12 protein-coding genes and 3 tRNA genes are annotated in these 17,112 nt (G+C 70.1%); 7 read left to right on the top strand and 8 right to left on the bottom strand.

Annotated features, from left to right (window positions below; translation table 11 throughout):
- Positions 1-6: 6 nt before the first annotated feature.
- From dnaG to RNB18_RS26035, 3 genes are all read left to right on the top strand, one after another.
- On the top strand, positions 7-1,914 hold the full coding sequence (gene dnaG, locus RNB18_RS26045; protein ID WP_311716542.1) for a DNA primase: 1,908 nt from the start codon (positions 7-9) through the stop codon (positions 1,912-1,914).
- A gap of 148 nt (positions 1,915-2,062) precedes the next feature.
- Positions 2,063-3,352 (top strand): RNA polymerase sigma factor, encoded by a 1,290-nt coding sequence (locus RNB18_RS26040; protein ID WP_266382389.1) that lies wholly within the window; start codon positions 2,063-2,065, stop codon positions 3,350-3,352.
- Positions 3,353-3,390: 38 nt separating this feature from the next.
- Complete coding sequence (locus RNB18_RS26035; protein ID WP_311716541.1) at positions 3,391-4,857, top strand: hypothetical protein; 1,467 nt, start codon at positions 3,391-3,393, stop codon at positions 4,855-4,857.
- On the opposite strand, the gene RNB18_RS26030 is transcribed toward RNB18_RS26035, so the two are convergent.
- The 4 genes from RNB18_RS26030 to RNB18_RS26015 form a co-directional block, all read right to left on the bottom strand.
- A complete protein-coding gene (locus RNB18_RS26030) occupies positions 4,854-6,782 on the bottom strand; it encodes an ABC transporter ATP-binding protein (RefSeq protein WP_311716540.1) in 1,929 nt (642 codons plus the stop codon). The two genes, RNB18_RS26035 and RNB18_RS26030, sit on opposite strands and share 4 nt — an antisense overlap.
- The gene (locus RNB18_RS26025) at positions 6,782-8,515 is read right to left on the bottom strand and encodes an ABC transporter ATP-binding protein (RefSeq protein ID WP_311716539.1); all 1,734 of its coding nucleotides are present in this window, start codon (positions 8,513-8,515) and stop codon (positions 6,782-6,784) included. Before RNB18_RS26025 ends, RNB18_RS26030 begins: the two co-directional genes overlap by 1 nt.
- A gap of 169 nt (positions 8,516-8,684) precedes the next feature.
- On the bottom strand, positions 8,685-10,127 hold the full coding sequence (locus RNB18_RS26020; protein WP_311716538.1) for a xylulokinase: 1,443 nt from the start codon (positions 10,125-10,127) through the stop codon (positions 8,685-8,687).
- 141 nt (positions 10,128-10,268) lie between these two features.
- The gene (locus RNB18_RS26015; protein ID WP_311716537.1) at positions 10,269-10,574 is read right to left on the bottom strand and encodes a YtxH domain-containing protein; all 306 of its coding nucleotides are present in this window, start codon (positions 10,572-10,574) and stop codon (positions 10,269-10,271) included.
- Between the two features lie 158 nt (positions 10,575-10,732).
- On the opposite strand from RNB18_RS26015, the gene RNB18_RS26010 reads away from it, so the two are divergent.
- The 3 genes from RNB18_RS26010 (at position 10,733) to RNB18_RS26000 (ending at position 11,126) form a co-directional block, all read left to right on the top strand.
- Positions 10,733-10,805, top strand: a tRNA-Asn gene (locus RNB18_RS26010).
- A gap of 6 nt (positions 10,806-10,811) precedes the next feature.
- Positions 10,812-10,884: transfer RNA gene (locus tag RNB18_RS26005), tRNA-Asn, on the top strand.
- A gap of 168 nt (positions 10,885-11,052) precedes the next feature.
- A tRNA-Ile gene (locus RNB18_RS26000) sits at positions 11,053-11,126 on the top strand.
- Between the two features lie 610 nt (positions 11,127-11,736).
- Here RNB18_RS26000 and RNB18_RS25995 read toward each other — a convergent pair.
- A complete protein-coding gene (locus tag RNB18_RS25995) occupies positions 11,737-12,921 on the bottom strand; it encodes a serpin family protein (RefSeq protein WP_311716536.1) in 1,185 nt (394 codons plus the stop codon).
- A 51-nt stretch (positions 12,922-12,972) separates the two neighbouring features.
- Positions 12,973-13,506, bottom strand: coding sequence for a hypothetical protein (locus tag RNB18_RS25990; protein WP_311716535.1), 534 nt, complete (start codon positions 13,504-13,506; stop codon positions 12,973-12,975).
- 181 nt (positions 13,507-13,687) lie between these two features.
- Here RNB18_RS25990 and RNB18_RS25985 point away from each other — a divergent pair, with 181 nt between their 5' ends.
- Positions 13,688-14,455, top strand: coding sequence for a DUF6585 family protein (locus RNB18_RS25985; RefSeq protein WP_311716534.1), 768 nt, complete (start codon positions 13,688-13,690; stop codon positions 14,453-14,455).
- A 106-nt stretch (positions 14,456-14,561) separates the two neighbouring features.
- Here RNB18_RS25985 and RNB18_RS25980 read toward each other — a convergent pair whose 3' ends face one another.
- Both RNB18_RS25980 and RNB18_RS25975 read right to left on the bottom strand, forming a co-directional pair.
- Entirely contained in the window at positions 14,562-15,506 is a 945-nt protein-coding gene (locus RNB18_RS25980) for a fumarylacetoacetate hydrolase family protein (protein WP_311716533.1), read from the bottom strand.
- Positions 15,503-17,104 carry an MFS transporter gene (locus RNB18_RS25975; RefSeq protein ID WP_311716532.1) on the bottom strand — a complete coding sequence of 534 codons (1,602 nt, stop codon included), beginning with the start codon at positions 17,102-17,104 and terminating at the stop codon, positions 15,503-15,505. The genes RNB18_RS25980 and RNB18_RS25975 overlap by 4 nt, the downstream gene beginning before the upstream one ends.
- Positions 17,105-17,112 lie beyond the last annotated feature (8 nt).

The raw sequence follows: 17,112 nt of genomic DNA, 5'->3' as shown, positions 1-17,112 counted from the left end.
TCACGCGTGGCAGGACGGATCAACGACGAGGACGTGAAGGCGGTACGGGACGCGGTCCCGATCGACGCCGTGGTGTCCGAGTACCTCCAGCTGCGCAACGCGGGCGGTGGCAACCTCAAGGGCCTGTGCCCCTTCCATGACGAGAAGTCGCCGTCCTTCCAGGTCAGCCCGAGCAAGGGGTTCTTCCACTGCTTCGGCTGCCAGGAGGGCGGCGACACCATCACGTTCGTGATGAAGGTCGACCACCTCACCTTCTCCGAGGCGGTCGAGCGCCTGGCAGGCCAGGCCGGCATCACCCTGCGGTACGAGGAGGGCGGCTACAACCCCTCCCACCAGCGCGGCGAGCGCATCCGCCTGGTCGAGGCCCACAAGATCGCCGCCGACTGGTACATGGAGCAGCTGGCCACCGGCCCGGAGGCCGACACCGGCCGCCAGTTCCTCGCCGAGCGCGGCTTCGACCAGGCCGCGGCCGCGCACTTCTCCGTCGGCTACAGCCCCCAGGGCTGGGACCACCTCACCCGCTTCCTGCGCGGCAAGGGGTTCACCGACAAGGAGCTCCTGCTCTCCGGTCTCTCCCAGGAGGGCCGCCGCGGCCCCATCGACCGCTTCCGCGGCCGGCTGATGTGGCCCATCCGCGACATCGGCGGAGACGTCGTCGGCTTCGGCGCGCGCAAGCTCTACGAAGCGGACAACGGCCCGAAATACCTCAACACGCCCGACACGGCGATCTACAAGAAGTCCCAGGTCCTCTACGGCATCGACCTCGCCAAGAAGGACATCGCCAAGGTGTCCCGCGCGGTCGTCGTCGAGGGCTACACCGACGTGATGGCCTGCCACCTCGCCGGCGTGACGACGGCGATCGCGACCTGCGGCACGGCCTTCGGCAGCGACCACATCAAGATCCTGCGCCGGCTGCTCATGGACAACGGCTCGGCCCGCGTGATCTTCACCTTCGACGGCGACGCGGCCGGCCAGAAGGCGGCCCTGCGCGCCTTCGAGGACGACCAGAAGTTCGCCGCCGAGACCTACATCGCGATCGCCCCTGACGGCATGGACCCCTGCGAGCTGCGCCTCGCCAAGGGCGACGAGGCGGTCGCCGACCTGGCCGAACCCCGCACCCCGCTCTTCGAGTTCGCGCTGCGCCAGATCGTCGTCCGCTACGACCTCGACACCCCCGCCGGCCGCGCCGCGGCCCTCGACGAGGCCGCCCCGATCGTCGCCCGCATCAAGAACAGCGGCGCCCAGCACGAGGTCGCCGTCCAGCTCGCCGGCATGCTCGGCATCCTCGACACCCAGTTCGTGGTCAAGAGGGTGGCCCAGCTGGCCCGTTGGGCCCGCGACCGCGGCGGCAGGGGCCCGGCCCCGTCGGGACGCGGCCCGCAGCAGCCGTCGTACGACGGAGCCCACCGTCCCGCGGTCTCCGGCCCCGCCCTCACCCTGCGCAACCCCGTCTACGCCACCGAGCGCGAGCTGCTCAAACTCGCCCTCCAGCGCCCCGAGCTGGTCTCCCCGGCCTTCGACGCGTACGGCATCGACGAGTTCACCGCCCCGCCCTACGCCGCCGTACGCCAGGCCATCATGGACGCGGGCGGCGCGGAGTACGGCGTCCAGGACTCCCAGGACTACCTCGTCCGGGTCCGCGAGGCCGCCCCCGACGACGCGGTCCGGGCCATGGTCACGGAGCTGGCCGTCGAGGCGATCATGCGCAAGACGGTCGACGAGAACTACGCGGGCGACCAGCTCGTCACCGTCCGCCGCCGCGCCGTCGACCGCCGCATCCAGGAGATCCAGGGCACCCTGATCCGCCTCGGCTCCGGCGGCGACCCGGCCCACCTGGCCGCCGTACAGAACGAGGTGTGGGTCCTCCAGCAGTACGGCCAGGCACTGCGGGAGCAGGGCGCGGCCGCTCTGTAGCGCCGGTTCCCGTACGCCTTTCAAGTGGTTTCGCGGCCGTTGGTCTGCCTACTCGTAAGGCAAAGTAACCAGGCGGTCACGGACCGGACTCAAAAAGTCCCCGCACGCCCCTCGTGGCGGCGATGTGTCGTACTCCACACTGGGTCCGGTGCCTGAGTCCTCGGAGCGCGGCCGATCCGCCCCCAGCGGGTCCCAGACCCCCGCGGTTCCGCTCATCGCGTACGGGACGGACAGCGGCGAGGCCGCCGACTCCGCCCCCGAAGTACCGCTGCCGCACTCCTTGGCAGCGATCATCCTGGAGGTCGCCCCCGTGCAGACCCAGACCCTGACACAGACCGAGAACGGTACGGACGACACGACAGAACAGGACGCCGAGACCGACGTACTCGTCGCGGTGCCCCCGCAGAGCCGTGTCGCGCACCACCCCGAGGCGGAGCCGGACACGCCGCCCGCGGAAGCCCTCGAGAACGTGGAGACCGAGCCGGTCGAACCGCCCGAGCCGCCCCGCGGACGCGTCGACACCGGCGGCCCGTCCTCGGACCTGTTCCGCCAGTACCTGCGGGAGATCGGCCGTATCCCGCTGCTCACCGCGGCCGAGGAGGTCGACCTCGCCCGCCGGGTCGAGGCCGGACTGTTCGCCGAGGAGAAGCTGAGCAACGCCCCCGACCTGGACAGTCAGTTGGCGCTCGATCTGGACCGCCTGGTCGTGCTGGGCCGCATGGCCAAGCGCCGCCTCATCGAGGCGAACCTGCGTCTCGTCGTGTCCGTCGCGAAACGGTACGTCGGCCGCGGCCTGACCATGCTCGACCTGGTTCAGGAAGGAAACCTGGGCCTGATCCGGGCGGTCGAGAAGTTCGACTACGCCCGCGGCTACAAGTTCTCCACCTACGCCACCTGGTGGATCCGCCAGGCCATGTCCCGGGCCCTCGCCGACCAGGCCCGGACGATCCGAGTCCCGGTCCACGTCGTCGAGTTGATCAACCGGGTCGTCCGCGTCCAACGCCGCATGCTCCAGGAACGCGGCTACGAACCGACCCCGGAAGAGGTCGCGAACCAGCTCGACCTCGCCCCCGAGCGCGTCAGCGAGGTCCTGCGCCTGGCCCAGGAACCGGTGTCGTTGCACGCGCCGGTCGGTGAGGAGGACGACGTGGCCCTCGGCGACCTCATCGAGGACGGCGACGCCGCCTCGCCGGTCGAGTCGGCGGCGTTCCTGCTGCTCAGGGAGCACCTCGAGGCGGTGCTGTCGACCCTGGGCGAACGCGAGCGCAAGGTCGTCCAACTCCGGTACGGCCTGGCCGACGGCCGCGCCCGCACCCTGGAGGAGATCGGCCGCATCTTCGGAGTGACCCGGGAGCGGATACGCCAGATCGAGTCGAAGACCCTGAACAAGCTGCGGGATCACGCTTTTGCGGATCAGCTCCGGGGCTATCTGGACTAGGTCGGCCGCCCGCAGGGCGAACGGATGTTCTGGCTAAGGTGCACCACAGCCACGTCGACGGCGTACCCGTTCTGAGGTCCTCCCGGCCCGGACCGCTCCAGGCCACCCTGCGCTTCGGCGTCGGTGCCCGTGACGAGACGTGTCGCACGCGGGACGTCACTCGCCTGGTCGCCGCCCTCGCGGCGCACGAGACACGACGACGGCTCCCCGAAACAGCGGAGCCCGTCGTCGTGTCCACCGGAGTCGACGAAACCCGGTTCACCGTCTCGGGCACCCCTCAGGAAGTCGCCGACATACTGAGGACCCTCTGTCGTGCCCTGGGCGAGCCGCCCCCCGACCGGCCCGACGAGACGGCGTACAGCTGCGACGAGGCGGCCGTGTCCCTCCACCCGCTGGCTGCCGCCGCCCTCAACGCCCGGTACGGGGCGCAGGCCACCGGCCTGCTGGGGCAGGAATGGGCCTCCTGCCCACCGCCGACCCCGGACATGCTGCGGACGCACGCCGCGACCTGGTTCACCCGCGCCAACGCCGTCCTGACCCTGGCTGGGCCCGAACCCGTCGGCCTACGGCTACCGCTGCCGCCCGGCGAACGCCCGCACCACTCGGCACCCGAGGCCCGCTACCCGCGCGCCTCCTGGACCCACCGGACGATCGAGGGCGTCGCCGTCTCCGTGGAGGCCCCCGCCGGGTCCGCGGCCGTGGCGGTCGCCCACCGGATCCTCCGGGAACGAATGACCGCCGCCCTCGCCCGCCGCTCGACGTCCGCCGCTCCGGCCGAGGCGGCCACGGTGCCGCACGACACCGACGCCGACGTCCGGCTGCTCTTCACCCCGGCCACCACCGACGACGCCGAGGAGGTCGCCGCGACGGTGTGGTCGGAGGCGTTGCGCCTGGCCAGGATCGAACCCGCGCAGGACGAGGTGGATCGGTACCGCGGCGGCCCGGAGAGTGCCGGGGCCCAGCCGTGCACCCTCGATGCGGCCGCCCGCACCGAACTGTTCGGGACCCCTGGTCTCATGGAGGGCGTCACCCCCGGCGACGTGCGGGACGCCTGGCAGCGGGCCATGGCCGGGGCCCAGCTGGTCGTACCGGACGGCCTGCTCCTCGACCTGGCCGGACCGGACGGCCGCCGGCTGTGGTGCACGTCCTGCTGGACCTGGGACGAACTCCCGCCGTGGGGTGAGGCGTTCCGCGAGCCCCTGGTGAAACGAGCGTTCCGCCGTGCCGGAGAACGCCATTGGACGGTTCTGACGCCCGACTCGGTGGTGACATGCCGTACCGGCGCCTATCACGCGCTCCGATTCGACGATGTCGTCGCACTGGAACGGTGGGGCCCCGAGCGGGTCCTGATCGGCCGGTGCGGCTGTGACATCGGCAGCGACCCGGCCTGGTACCGGGGCGGACGGCGGCTGATCCACGCCCTGGACGAGGCCGTCCCGGCGGAGCTCGCCTTCGACGGCGCCGAAGGGGGCCGCTCACACGAGGAACGGCCCCCACGCGCCTAGTCCACCTCCGCCACCGCCTGCGCGAACTGTGCCTTGTACAGCCGTGCGTACGCCCCGTCCGCCTCCAACAGGTCCGTGTGCGTGCCCTGTTCGACGATCGAGCCGTTCTCCATCACCAGGATGGTGTCGGCGTCGCGGATCGTCGACAGGCGGTGCGCGATCACGAACGACGTGCGGCCGTGGGCCAGTTTGGCCATCGCCTTCTGGATCAGGACCTCCGTACGGGTGTCCACCGAGGACGTCGCCTCGTCCAGCACCAGGATCACCGGGTCGGACAGGAACGCCCGGGCGATGGTGATGAGCTGCTTCTCACCCGCGCTCACCCCGCTGCCCTCGTCGTCGATCACGGTGTCGTAGCCGTCGGGAAGGGTCCGGATGAACCGGTCCGCGTGGGCCGCCCGGGCCGCCTCCTCGATCTCGCCCGGAGTGACCTCCCGCGAGGCGCCGTACGCGATGTTCTCCGCGATCGTGCCCCCGAACAGCCAGGTGTCCTGGAGCACCATGCCGATCCCGGCGCGCAGGTCGTCCCGGGACATGCGGGCGATGTCCACGCCGTCGAGGGTGATCCGCCCGCCCGAGACGTCGTAGAACCGCATGAGGAGGTTGACCAGGGTGGTCTTGCCCGCACCCGTGGGGCCGACGATCGCGACCGTGTGTCCGGGTTCGACCTTCAGCGAAAGGTCCTCGATGAGCGGCTTCTCGGGGTCGTAGCGGAAGGAGACATGCTCCAGAGCGACCCGTCCGCGCAGTTCCTCGGGCTTCGCGCTCGACACCGGGTCCGCCTCCTGCTCCTCCGCGTCCAGGAGTTCGAAGATCCGCTCGGCCGAGGCGACACCCGACTGCACGAGGTTCGCCATCGACGCGACCTGCGTGAGCGGCATCGAGAACTGCCGGGAGTACTGGATGAAGGCCTGCACGTCACCGATGGACAGCGAGCCGGACGCGACCCGCAGCCCGCCCACGACCGCCACCAGCACGTAGTTGATGTTCGAGACGAACATCATCAGCGGCTGCATGACCCCGCTGTTGAACTGCGCCTTGAACCCGGCCTCGTACAGCGCCTCGTTCTGCTCGGCGAACTGCGCGGCCGACTCGTCCTGACGGCCGAACACCTTCACCAGGGTGTGCCCGGTGTACATCTCCTCGATGTGGGCGTTGAGCTTGCCCGTGGTGCGCCACTGCTGCACGAAGTGCGGCTGCGAGCGCTTGCCCACGCGCGTGGCGACGACGAACGACAGCGGCACGGTGACCAGCGCGACCAGGGCCAGCAGCCAGGACACCCAGAACATCATCGCGAGCACACCGATGATGGTGAGCAGCGAGTTGATGAGCTGGCCCATCGACTGCTGGAGGGTCTGCCCGATGTTGTCGATGTCGTTCGTCGCCCGGGACAGGACCTCGCCGCGCTGGCGCTTGTCGAAGTACGACAGCGGCAGCCGCGACAGCTTCGTCTGCACGTCCTCGCGCATCCGGAACATCGTGCGGTTGACGGTCCGGTTGACCAGCCGCGTCGCCACCGCCATCAGCAGCCCAGCGACGAGGAACACCCCGACCGCGAACAGCAGCACATGTCCTACGGCGGTGAAGTCGATGCCCTCGCCGGGCGTGAAGTCGGTGCTGCGGAGCATGTCGGCGACCTGACCGTCGCCGCGTTCCCGCATCGACGCGAGGACCTCCTCCTTGCTCGCGCCGGAAGGCATCTGCCGTCCGATGATGCCCGCGAAGACCAGGTCGGTGGCCTCGCCGAGGATCTTCGGCCCGACCACGTTGAGGCCGACGCTCAGCACGACGCAGAACAGCATCGCGTAAAGGGTCAGCCGCTCCGGCTTGAACTGGGCGAGCAGCCGCCTGCCCGACACCTTGAAGTCGATCGACCGGTTCTCGGGACCGGTGCCGGCCATCATGCGCCCCATGGGCCCGGCCATCAGGCAGCCTCCGCTTCCGTGAGCTGGGAGAGCACGATCTCCCGGTAGGTCTCGTTGTCCGCCATCAGCTCGCGGTGGGTGCCGGTGCCGACGACCCGGCCCTCGTCGAGGACGACGATCCGGTCGGCCTCGCGGATGGTGGCCACCCGCTGGGCGACGATCACGACGGTCGCCTCCGAGGTCTCCTCGGCGAGCGCCGCGCGAAGGGCCGCGTCGGTCGCGTAGTCGAGGGCGGAGAAGGAGTCGTCGAACAGGTAGATCTCCGGGCGCTGCACAAGCGTGCGCGCGATGGCGAGCCGCTGCCGCTGACCACCGGAGACGTTGGTGCCGCCCTGCGCGATGGGGGAGTCGAGGCCGTTCTCCAGCCCGGAGACGAAGTCCTTGGCCTGCGCCACCTCCAGCGCGTGCCACAGCTCCTCGTCCGTGGCGTCCGGATTGCCGTAGCGGAGGTTCGTGGCGACCGTGCCCGCGAAGAGATACGGCTTCTGCGGCACGAGCCCGACGGTCTCGGCCAGCAGCACGGGGTCGACCTCGGCGACGGCCACCCCGTCGACGAGCACCTCGCCGTCGGTCGCGTCGAACAGCCGGGGGACGAGCCCGAGCAGCGTGGACTTGCCGCTGCCGGTCGAGCCGATCACGGCGGTCACCTCGCCGGGCCGGGCGACCAGGTCGATCGACTTGAGCACCGGTTCCTCGGCGCCCGGGTAGCGGAAGCCCGCGCCCCGGATCTCCAGATGCCCGTGCCGCCGCAGCTCGCGGACGGGAGCCAGGGGAGGAACCACGCTGGAGGAGGTGTCGAGGACCTCCTGGACGCGCTCGGCGCACACCTCCGCGCGCGGCACCATCATGAACATGAAGGTGGCCATCATCACGGACATGACGATCTGCATCAGATAGGCGAGGAACGCGGTCAGATCACCGATCTGCATCCCGCCGCTGTCGATCCGGTGGGCACCGAACCACACCACCGCGATCGAGGACAGGTTCACCGTCGTCATGACCACGGGGAACATCAGCGCGAGCAGGTTGCCGGTCTTGAGGGAGATCTCCGTCAGATCGCTGTTCGCCTTCCGGAAACGGTCCTCCTCGTACGCGTCGCGCACGAACGCCCGAATGACCCGGTTGCCGGTGATCTGCTCGCGCAGCACCCGGTTCACCGTGTCGAGACGTACCTGCATGGACCGGAACAGGGGCCGCAGCCGCCGCACGATCAACGTCACGCAGATGCCCAGCGTCGGCACCACGGCCACCAGCACCCCGGACAGCGGCACGTCCAGGCCGAGCGCCAGCACGATGCCGCCCACGCACATGATGGGCGCCGACACCAGCAGGGTGAACGTCATCAGGGCCAGCATCTGGACCTGCTGCACGTCATTGGTCGTACGAGTGATCAGCGTGGGCGCACCGAACTGGCCGACCTCGCGCGCCGAGAACGACTGCACCCGGTCGAAGACCGCCGCCCGCAGGTCCCGGCCGAGCGCGGCGGCGGTCCGGGCGCCGTAGAACACGGCCCCGATGTTGCACACCACCTGCACCAGCGAGATGCCGATCATCAGGGCGCCGAAGCTCAGGATGTAGCCGGTGTCTCCGTTCACGACGCCGTGGTCGATGATGTCCGCGTTCAGCGTGGGCAGGTAGAGAGTGGCGCAGGTCTGCAGGAACTGCAGCAGCACCAGGATGGTGATGGGTTTCTTGTAGGGCCTGAGATAGGTCCGCAGAAGTCGTATGAGCACGCTACGTCTCTCGGAGTCGGCGACGGGGCGAGTGGTTGCCCCTGGCCCCTATCGTCGGACACCCCACCCGTGTTACCTCAACCGATTAAGCCGACAGCAGTGCCTCGTACGGCCTTACGGGTCCTCGTGGGCCCGGACTCCTACCGGACTCTTACGTTCCGCCACTTGCCTACCGGAACGCTCCCGGGTAGGTCTGCTCCCGCACCGACACGTACTGCTGCCGCACCGCCTGCCCCACCGCCAGCTCCTCGCCGGGCTCCAGGACCTGCGCGGCCGGGCCCTGCCACATCGGCGGAGTACGCGGATCGAGCGTGCCCTGCGAGACCCCGAGCGCCCAGGCCGCCTGCCGGGCGGCACCGATCGCCGCGTAGTCCGCCGGCTGCGGCACGACGACCTGCGCGCCGAACAGCGCGGGCGCGGCGGCCTGTACGGCGGACAGCTCGGCGGCGGCCCCCAGCAGGAAGACCCGCCGCACCTCGACACCCCGCCCGCGCAGCACGTCGAGCGCGTCGGCGAGCCCGCACAGCATGCCCTCGAACGCGGCCCGCGCCAGATGCTCCGGCTTCATCGACTCCCGCCGCAGCCCGCTCAGCGTCCCCGCGGTGTGCGGCAGGTTCGGCGTCCGCTCACCTTCCAGATAGGGCAGCAGTACGAGGCCGTGGGAGCCCGGTGTCGACTTCATCGCCAGGTCGGACAGGCTCTCCAGATCACTGAGGCCGAGCATCTCGGCGGCCCCGCGCAGGGTCCGTACGGCGTTCAGGGTGGTGACGACGGGCAGGTGCATGCCGGTCGCGTCGGCCAGGGAGGTGATCATCCCGCTGTTGTCGACGAGGGCCTCGGGGTGCACGGCCATCACGGACCCGGAGGCGCCCAGCGACACCACGGCGTCGCCCAGCCCGATCCCGAGCCCGAAGGCGGCGGCCATGGTCTCACCGGTCCCGGCGGAGATCAGCAGCCCCTCCGGGGTCGTACCGGCCGCGTCCGAGGGACCGATCACCTCGGGGAGCATCGCCTGGTGGCCGAGGGCCAGCTCGACGAGGTCGGCGCGGTAGGCGCCGGTGGCCGCGGACCAGTAGCCGGTGCCGGAGGCGCCGCCGCGGTCGGTGGTCCTTCTGACCGGACGGCCGAGGAGCTGCCACACCAGCCAGTCGTGCGCCTGGAGGAGCACGGCGGTGCGCAGGGCGGCGTCGGGCTCGGTCTTGTTCAGCCAGCGCAGCTTGGTGACGGGCTGCGCCGCCTGCGGCACACACCCCACCGCCTGGGCCCACGCCTCGCGCCCGCCGAGCGCGTCGACGAGGTCGGCCGCGGCGACCTGCGCGCGCTTGTCGCCGCCGGCCATGGCGGGACGGACGGTGTTGCCCTGGGCGTCGAGGGGTACGACGGCGTTCTGCTGCGACGACACGCCGATGGCCTGCACGCCCTCGAGGAGACCGCCGCCGGCGGCTTCACCGAGGGAGAGGAGCCATGCCTGGGGATCGACGTCGGATGCGCGGCCGCCGCCTTCCACCGGGTGCGGGGCATAGCCCTGCTTGAGCACGGCACCGGTGTCTGCGTCGCAGACGACGATGCGAGTGAAATCGGGTGAGCTGTCCAACCCGGCGACTATCCCCATGGCGCAAATTCTATGGGCGTAGCGTCGTAGGGGCGCGCACGGATTCGCGGGCGCGGGACCGCAGTGACCGGTCGCACCCCGCGGAGGAGCCGCGGGGCGGCACAGCCCCGCGGCTCTGGGTGGTGTGCGTCACTGTCGGCTTCAAGTGCTGCTGGTGCCCCAGTCGTCCTCCGGCGCACTGTTCGGGTTGCGGTCCCGGAGCGAGCGCACCCGCTGGGTCACGGACTCCGGCACCCGGTCGCCGACCTTGTCGCTGACCGCGTGGTAGGCCTTGCCGGCGAACTGGCGGCCCTGCTGCGCCGCCGTCTCCGCGGTGTTGCGGACGGCGGGGTTCTGGGAAACCTGGCGGGCGGACTTCTTCAGCTGTTCGTAGCGCTCGCGCCCGGCACGGGTGCCCAGCACGTAACCCAGAGTCAGTCCGACCACGAACGTGAGCTTGTAGCGCATGGCGGCCACCCTTCCCTTGTGTAGGTCTCCGGTGCGATGTCGGTGTCGGGGGAACCGATTGGCGGAGCACCCCCCTGCTTGCGCTAATGTATGTGTCGCAGCGAGCGCCCGCCCCCTGGCGAATACCCAGGGAGGTACGTTCGATGCAGACGAGGCAATCCTCCGTAGCTCAATTGGCAGAGCAGCCGGCTGTTAACCGGCAGGTTACTGGTTCGAGTCCAGTCGGGGGAGCTTCGATCTTCCGTAGCTCAATTGGCAGAGCAGCCGGCTGTTAACCGGCAGGTTACTGGTTCGAGTCCAGTCGGGAGAGCAGGAAGAAGGAGGACCCCGATGGGGTCCTTTTTCATGTCCGCCGCAACCGTGCAGGTCACGGCGTAGTCCTCAAGGGCATGCGAAGTCGCCCCTGCGAGGCAGGAGATCGTATGAGCGGCTATGCTGCGGCAGACGGCGCGCACGCATGTACGCGACACGCCGCTATGGGGCGGTAGCTCAGCCGGTTAGAGCAGCGGACTCATAATCCGTCGGCCGTGGGTTCGAGTCCCACCCGCCCCACCTGCGTAGGCTTCTGACCTGCGGAAACGTTCCTTGTGAGGTGTTGGAGCGTCAACTTTCGCCCAACGGACTGAATCCGCTGCTCACGACTTTGGAGTCCGGAGCCGCTCGGGGGAGCTTCAACCTCTCTGACCTGCGGCGGAGTGGGTGATCAAGGTTGTCGCCGGCCTCTGGGGTGGCTGCCCTGAGGCTCGATACCGAGATCCAGGGGCCAGGCAGGGGCCGGGGCGACGCCGACGTGTCCACGCCGACGGTGTCCCCGGGCCGGTTCGTTGTCCCATTTGTTTGTTGTTTGGGCATGGGGGTGCCATCCACGGCGCGGCCAGTCGAGTACCGAGCGGGCAGCGGAGGGGGCGCAGATGCCGGTACGTCTGGTGCGCAGGCAGGGGTAGGGCGACGCCGGCTGTTGGGCTCGGCTGCGGCCCGGGACGGCGGCGGCCGGGGCGGCCGGCACGAGCGTCGCGCCCAGCAGCCCCGCGAGCAGGACGGCGGCGGATCTCCAACTGCCCGAGCGTGCGCGTTTCTTCACCATGTGCGTCCCCTCTTCCCCAGGCGCACCTCTGTACGCCGACGTCACAGGCGAGGGTTGTAGGGCCCCGGCCCTTCAAAGTCATTCGAGTGGTGGGCCGGGGACCGGGGCCCCGGGACGGCCGGCCTGGTAACCGCCGAGCAGGGGGATCACGCCGCTCTCGTCCAGCACTGCGACGGCGAACGGCCGGTCGAGGCGCACCGGGACCGTCCGCAGCAGCTGTCCGGGGCCGTCTAGATAGTTCCGGTTCGCCCCGGACCGGTCCTCCGCCGGGCAGGCCGCGGTCCTGGAGGACATGCCCTCCTCGCCGAACCGTACGACGCAGCTCTGGACGACGCGTTCGCAGTGGACGGGCTCGGAGAACATCCCGGGAAGTTCGGATGCCGAGAAGACGCGGTCCACGCCCAGCGCGGTCAGATGGGGCGACGCATCGATGTCGCCGGACAGCCAGAGACGCGGCAGTTCCAGAAGCACCGCCTCGGGGCGTCCCGTAGCCCGACTCCCACGGAGTACCTTCCCGTGAGCGGCCGGGGCCCATGCTGCCGCCAGCACCTCCGCGGGCGGGACCTGCCGGTTCTCACCCAGTGCGAACCGGACCCTGACGGGTCCCGCGGCGGGCACCGCTCTCCCGCCCGCCGCACGGGCCCGCAGTTCGATCACCGTGACCCGGCCGCGCGGCCGCACGAGGGTCCAGGCGTCCTCGACCGGCACTTCCGCGACCATGGCGGGCACGGGGTGAGCCACTCCCCTCACATCGGTGAACAGGAGCTCACGCGTGAAGCACGGATCGAAGGGCCGCTCCCACTCGGCCTCCAGCGCGACCGTGCTGACGAGCAGGGCACAGCGCGCGGGATCAGCACGCTGCGGCGCCCAGCTGAGCGGGGCGTTCGTGCCGGGCGCCCACCGGTGCAGCCCACTCGGGCCGTCAAGGCCGGGCTGCCCGACCGTGATGCCGTACGAGCGCGTGTGAAATTCCGGCCGTGGCCGAACCTGGCTCAGCATCCTCGTCGCGGTGACGAACACATCGTTCCGACCGAGTTCGCGGACCGCTGTGCCCTGCGCACCGACCGGACCGACGACTCCACGCAGTTCGTCGCGAGTAGCCCCGTCCGCGCAGGCCTCCAAGGCTGTCAGTGCCAGCCACAGAGCGGCAGGCGAGCAGATCACATCACGCCCGCCGTGGGTCGCCGGGTCGTCGAAAAGCGATTCCAGCCACAGCTCGGCCAAGGCAGAGATCGCCTCCGTGCCGTTGTTCTCCGCTTGCACAACCCCCCCTCTCTCGCTCGCAGGCCCACGGGGGCGGTCTTGGACGCTCCGTCAGGTGTCGTTGTCCCGGGACGAATTCCCGGAACCACGCCTGAGCGCCTCGTGGTGCAGCCGCTCCATCTCGTCGGCGTGGGCGCGATCAGCTTCCTCCCCGGAGAAGGTGACGAGCACGCTGCCGTCCGGTGCCTTCACGATGTCCTGCGTTCCGTTGCGGAGGTACTCCCCGCTTCCGGACTGCCAGCTCCTGCTGGTGATGGAGACCTCGGACCAGCGAAAGGACCGCAGGACACCGCGGTGGGCCACCACCACGCCATCCTCGAAACAGTACAGACGAGGCACGGGACCACCCGGCCGCCGACGAAAGGGAAGCACCGCTGCGCCGCCGAAGCACAGCGCGGTGAGCACGAGCAGGTCGATGACGGGCAGCATGCCGGGCGATGCGTGACCGCCGGAAAGGAGGCGCTTGACTCCGACCGCCGAGAACGCTCCCATGAGGACGCCCATCGGCACGAGGGCGAAGACCGCGTTGGTGTAGGCGGGGCATGCGAACGTCACGTACCGGCCGTAGCCTGCGACCGTCCCCATCGTCATCGCCTTGTCACGTTCCCGCACAGAGCCTCCCCGAACGCCCCTCGACAGGCCGTACACTCCGCCCCTTGCGGACAGCCCGCGCGATCCGGGGCAGTGGCTGAAATACCGCCTGTGGCCCATAATTTGGACCCGTTGAGCCATTACGGCAAGGGGACGTTTCATGGGACCGAGAGCCATGGCGGTAGCTGCACAGGAACTGGGACTCGGCGCTTTCGGAAGTTTGGTGGAGAACAACCCCAAGCGTCCTGAATGGGCCGCGATCGTTCCCCTGTCGCTCGTCGGTCTGGGCGCGTTCGCCTTCGGCATCGCGATCGCTGCCGAAGGCGAGCGCCAGGACGGCACCTGGTACAACGGACTGCCCATGCTGGCGATGGCGGCGTTTGCGCTGGGGCTGGCCTGCTGGTTCCTGCTGCGTCGCAGGCCGCCGAAGACATGGGTCGCCTGGTACGAGCACGGCGTCCTGCGTCAAACTGCCGACGATGAGCCGGAGGCGTGGGGCTGGGACGAGATCGACCAGGTCGCCAGGCAGGACGTACAGGTGGTCAAGCAGTTCGGCAGCTATATGAAATACCGGCTGCTGGTGGTACCGGAGGCCGGTGGCCAGATCGTCGTGGACAACACGTACGGCGGCGTCCTCCCATTCACCGAGGGGCTGACCGACACATTCAGCCGCTCGCGGGTGAAGAAGGACGCGGGTCGGCTCAATGCGGGTGAGCGCGTGGACTTCGGTGGCATCATCGACATCAACACGGGAGGCCTCGGGAAGGGTAGTCGGCGGCTCGGATGGCGCGAGGTCGAGCGGATCGACCTGAAGAACGGCAGCTTGCACATCCATCGGCGTGGCGACGCGAGACCTTGGATGGCTCTGCCCGCGGTCGGCTTCCCCAACCTGTTGGTCTTCCTTACCCTCTGTGACGTGCTGCAGCGCCAGAACAGCGCATGACAACCGGACCCCGTCGAACACCCGCAAATTCCGGCACACCGCAGGGGGTGGAGGCATCAGGCGGGGGAGAGCCGTCACTCCGGCCCGCCCCCACGAGTACGGGTGGTCATCCCCTGCGGCGGGCAGATGGCAGACGGATTGGGGCGACGCCCTCGACGACGGTGTTGCTGATGGTGCCGATGCCCTCGACCGTCATGGTGACGATGTCGCCGGGGGCCAGCGGCGGGGGTTCGAAGGTGCCGTTGCGGCCCCAGAGTTCGGCCAGGCAGCCGCCGTTGCCGCAGGTGCCCGAGCCCAGGACATCGCCGGGGCGGATCCAGGTGCCGCGGGAGGCGTACGCCGCCATCTCCTCGAACGTCCAGGCCATGTTGGCCAGTCGGTCCTGGCCGACGGTCTCGCCGTTGACCTGGACGGTCAGTGCGAGGTCGAGGAAGCCTTCCGGGTTGCGGTGGGCTTCGAGTTCGTCGGCGGTGACGAGCCAGGGGCCGAGGGTGGTTGCGGTGTCCTTGCCCTTGGCCGGGCCGAGTTTGACCTTCATCTCGCGGCCTTGCAGGTCGCGGGCGGACCAGTCGTTGAGGATCGTGTAGCCGAGGATGTGGTCGCGTGCCTTCTCGGGGGTCAGGTCCCGGCCGGCCTTGCCGATGACGGCGGCTACTTCGAGTTCGAAGTCGAAGCGTGCGCAACCCGGCGGTACCGGCACGTCGTCGTGGGCGCCGATCACCGCGTACGGGTTGGTGAAGTAGAACGCGGGGGCTTTGTACCACTCATCGGGGACGGTGTCGCCGTATCCCTGGGCGATGCCCGAGACATGGCTCTCGAAGGTCATGTAGTCACGTACGGTCGGCGGTTGCAGCGGCGGCAGCAGCCGTACGTCGGCCAGGGGCAGCGGCAGGGAGCGGGTCAGGGCGCGTTCGCCCGCCCCGCGCAGGAACCGCTCGCCCTCCATGACCAGATCCAGCAGTTCGACGGGGTGTTCGAACGGGTGGACATGGTCGCCGGTGACGGCTCCCGGGTGCGGTTTCCCGTCGTGGACGAAGGTCGCGAACCTCATGCCGCGCTCCCTTCCGCCTCGGCCGGCCGCGTGCCGCTGGGCCCGAAGCCGACGAAGACGGCGGCGATCACAGCGGCGGCCGCACAGGCGACGGCGGTGAGGATCAGTCCGTTGTTGTAGCCGTGGGCCAGGGCGTCCGTGGTGTACGGGGCGAGCTTGGCGCTGAGCGGGCCGAGGTCGGCGCTGTGCAGGGCGAGCGGGCCGCCCTCGTGCAGGACGGCGGACGCGATGCCGTGCTCCTTGGGGGTCAGGCCTGCGTCGGCGAGGCTGCCGGTGAGCTGACGCGCGGCCATGCCGAGGGCGACGGCGCCGACGACCGCCGGGCCGAGGGTCTGGCCGAGGTCGCGGACCAGGCTGGTGGTGGCTCCCGCCATGCCGGTCAGCTTGGGCGGTACGACGTTGACGGCAGCGGCGGTGAGGGCGGCGACGACCAGACCGAAGCCGACACCGTTGAGCACGAGCGGCCCGAGCAGGGGGATCAGGCCGCTTTCGTGGATCGGCACCGCACGCAGCCACAGTTGCGCGCCGGCCAGCGAGACGAACCCGGTGACGAGCATGGGGCCGGGGCCCACCCGGTGCAGCAGCCGGACCAGCAGCGGCCAGATGAGCGGGGTGACGCCCTGGATGACCAGGAAGGGCACCGCGGCCGGGAAGGGGTTCTGGTGCTGGATGACGCCGAGGCGGATGCTCAGGTCGTACGCGCCGCCGAGGAAGCCGAACATGCCGATCACCGCCATGGCGGCCGACGCGGCGAAGGCCGGGATGCGGAACAGCTCCAGGCGCAACATCGGGGCCGCGCTGCAGCGCTCCACCAGCACGAACGCGACGATGAACACGGCGAAGGCGACGAAGGACGCGACGACGGGTGCCGAGCTCCAGCCGTCCGACGGGCCTTGGATGATGCCGTACAGGAGGGCGAGCATGGCCACGGCGATGGCGATCTGGCCCGGCCAGTCGAGCGAGCGGCCCTCGGGGGCACTGGACTCGGCGGCCAGCAGCCAGGCACCCACCGCGGTGATCACGGCGAGCACGCCGGTCACGCCGAACGCCCACTGGAAGGAGGCGTGCTCGACGATCCCGCCGGACATCAGCGGGGCGAGGAAGGCGCCGAGCGACAGGGCCGTGGTCCAGGAGGCCAGCCCCTTGGCTCGCGCGGCCGAGGTGGTCGTGATCGCGGTGATCATGGACAAGGAGGCGGGGAAGAGCGCGGCGGCTCCGATGCCGGAGATCGCCTGACCGGTGATCAACTGGGCTGCCGAGTGCGAGGTGGCGGACACCAGGTAGCCGACGGCGGACAGCAGCGTCGCGCCCACCACCAGTTTCTTACGGCCGTACAGGTCGCCCACGACGCCGAAGGTCAGCGCGAGGACGGCGGCGGGCACCAGGAAGGCGTCACTGATCCAGGTCAGTTCTCCGCCGGACGCGTGGAGGGTGCGCTGCATGACGCCGTTGATCGCGGCGGGCAGGACCAGTCCGATCTGGGCCAGGCAGACGGCCAGACAGGCGGCGATGATCGTGCCGGTGTGGCGTGCCGTAGCGGCCGGTGGGGTATCGGACGACGGGGCGGCGGGTGGGTCGTAGGCGGGGATGGAGACCATGTCTCCTC

Origin of the sequence: Streptomyces doebereineriae, from assembly GCF_031845645.1 — a bacterium.
In the GTDB taxonomy this organism is placed as follows: domain Bacteria; phylum Actinomycetota; class Actinomycetes; order Streptomycetales; family Streptomycetaceae; genus Streptomyces; species Streptomyces canus.
Note: the sequence above shows the minus strand (reverse complement) of the source record. Positions and strands in the feature narration are given on the sequence as shown.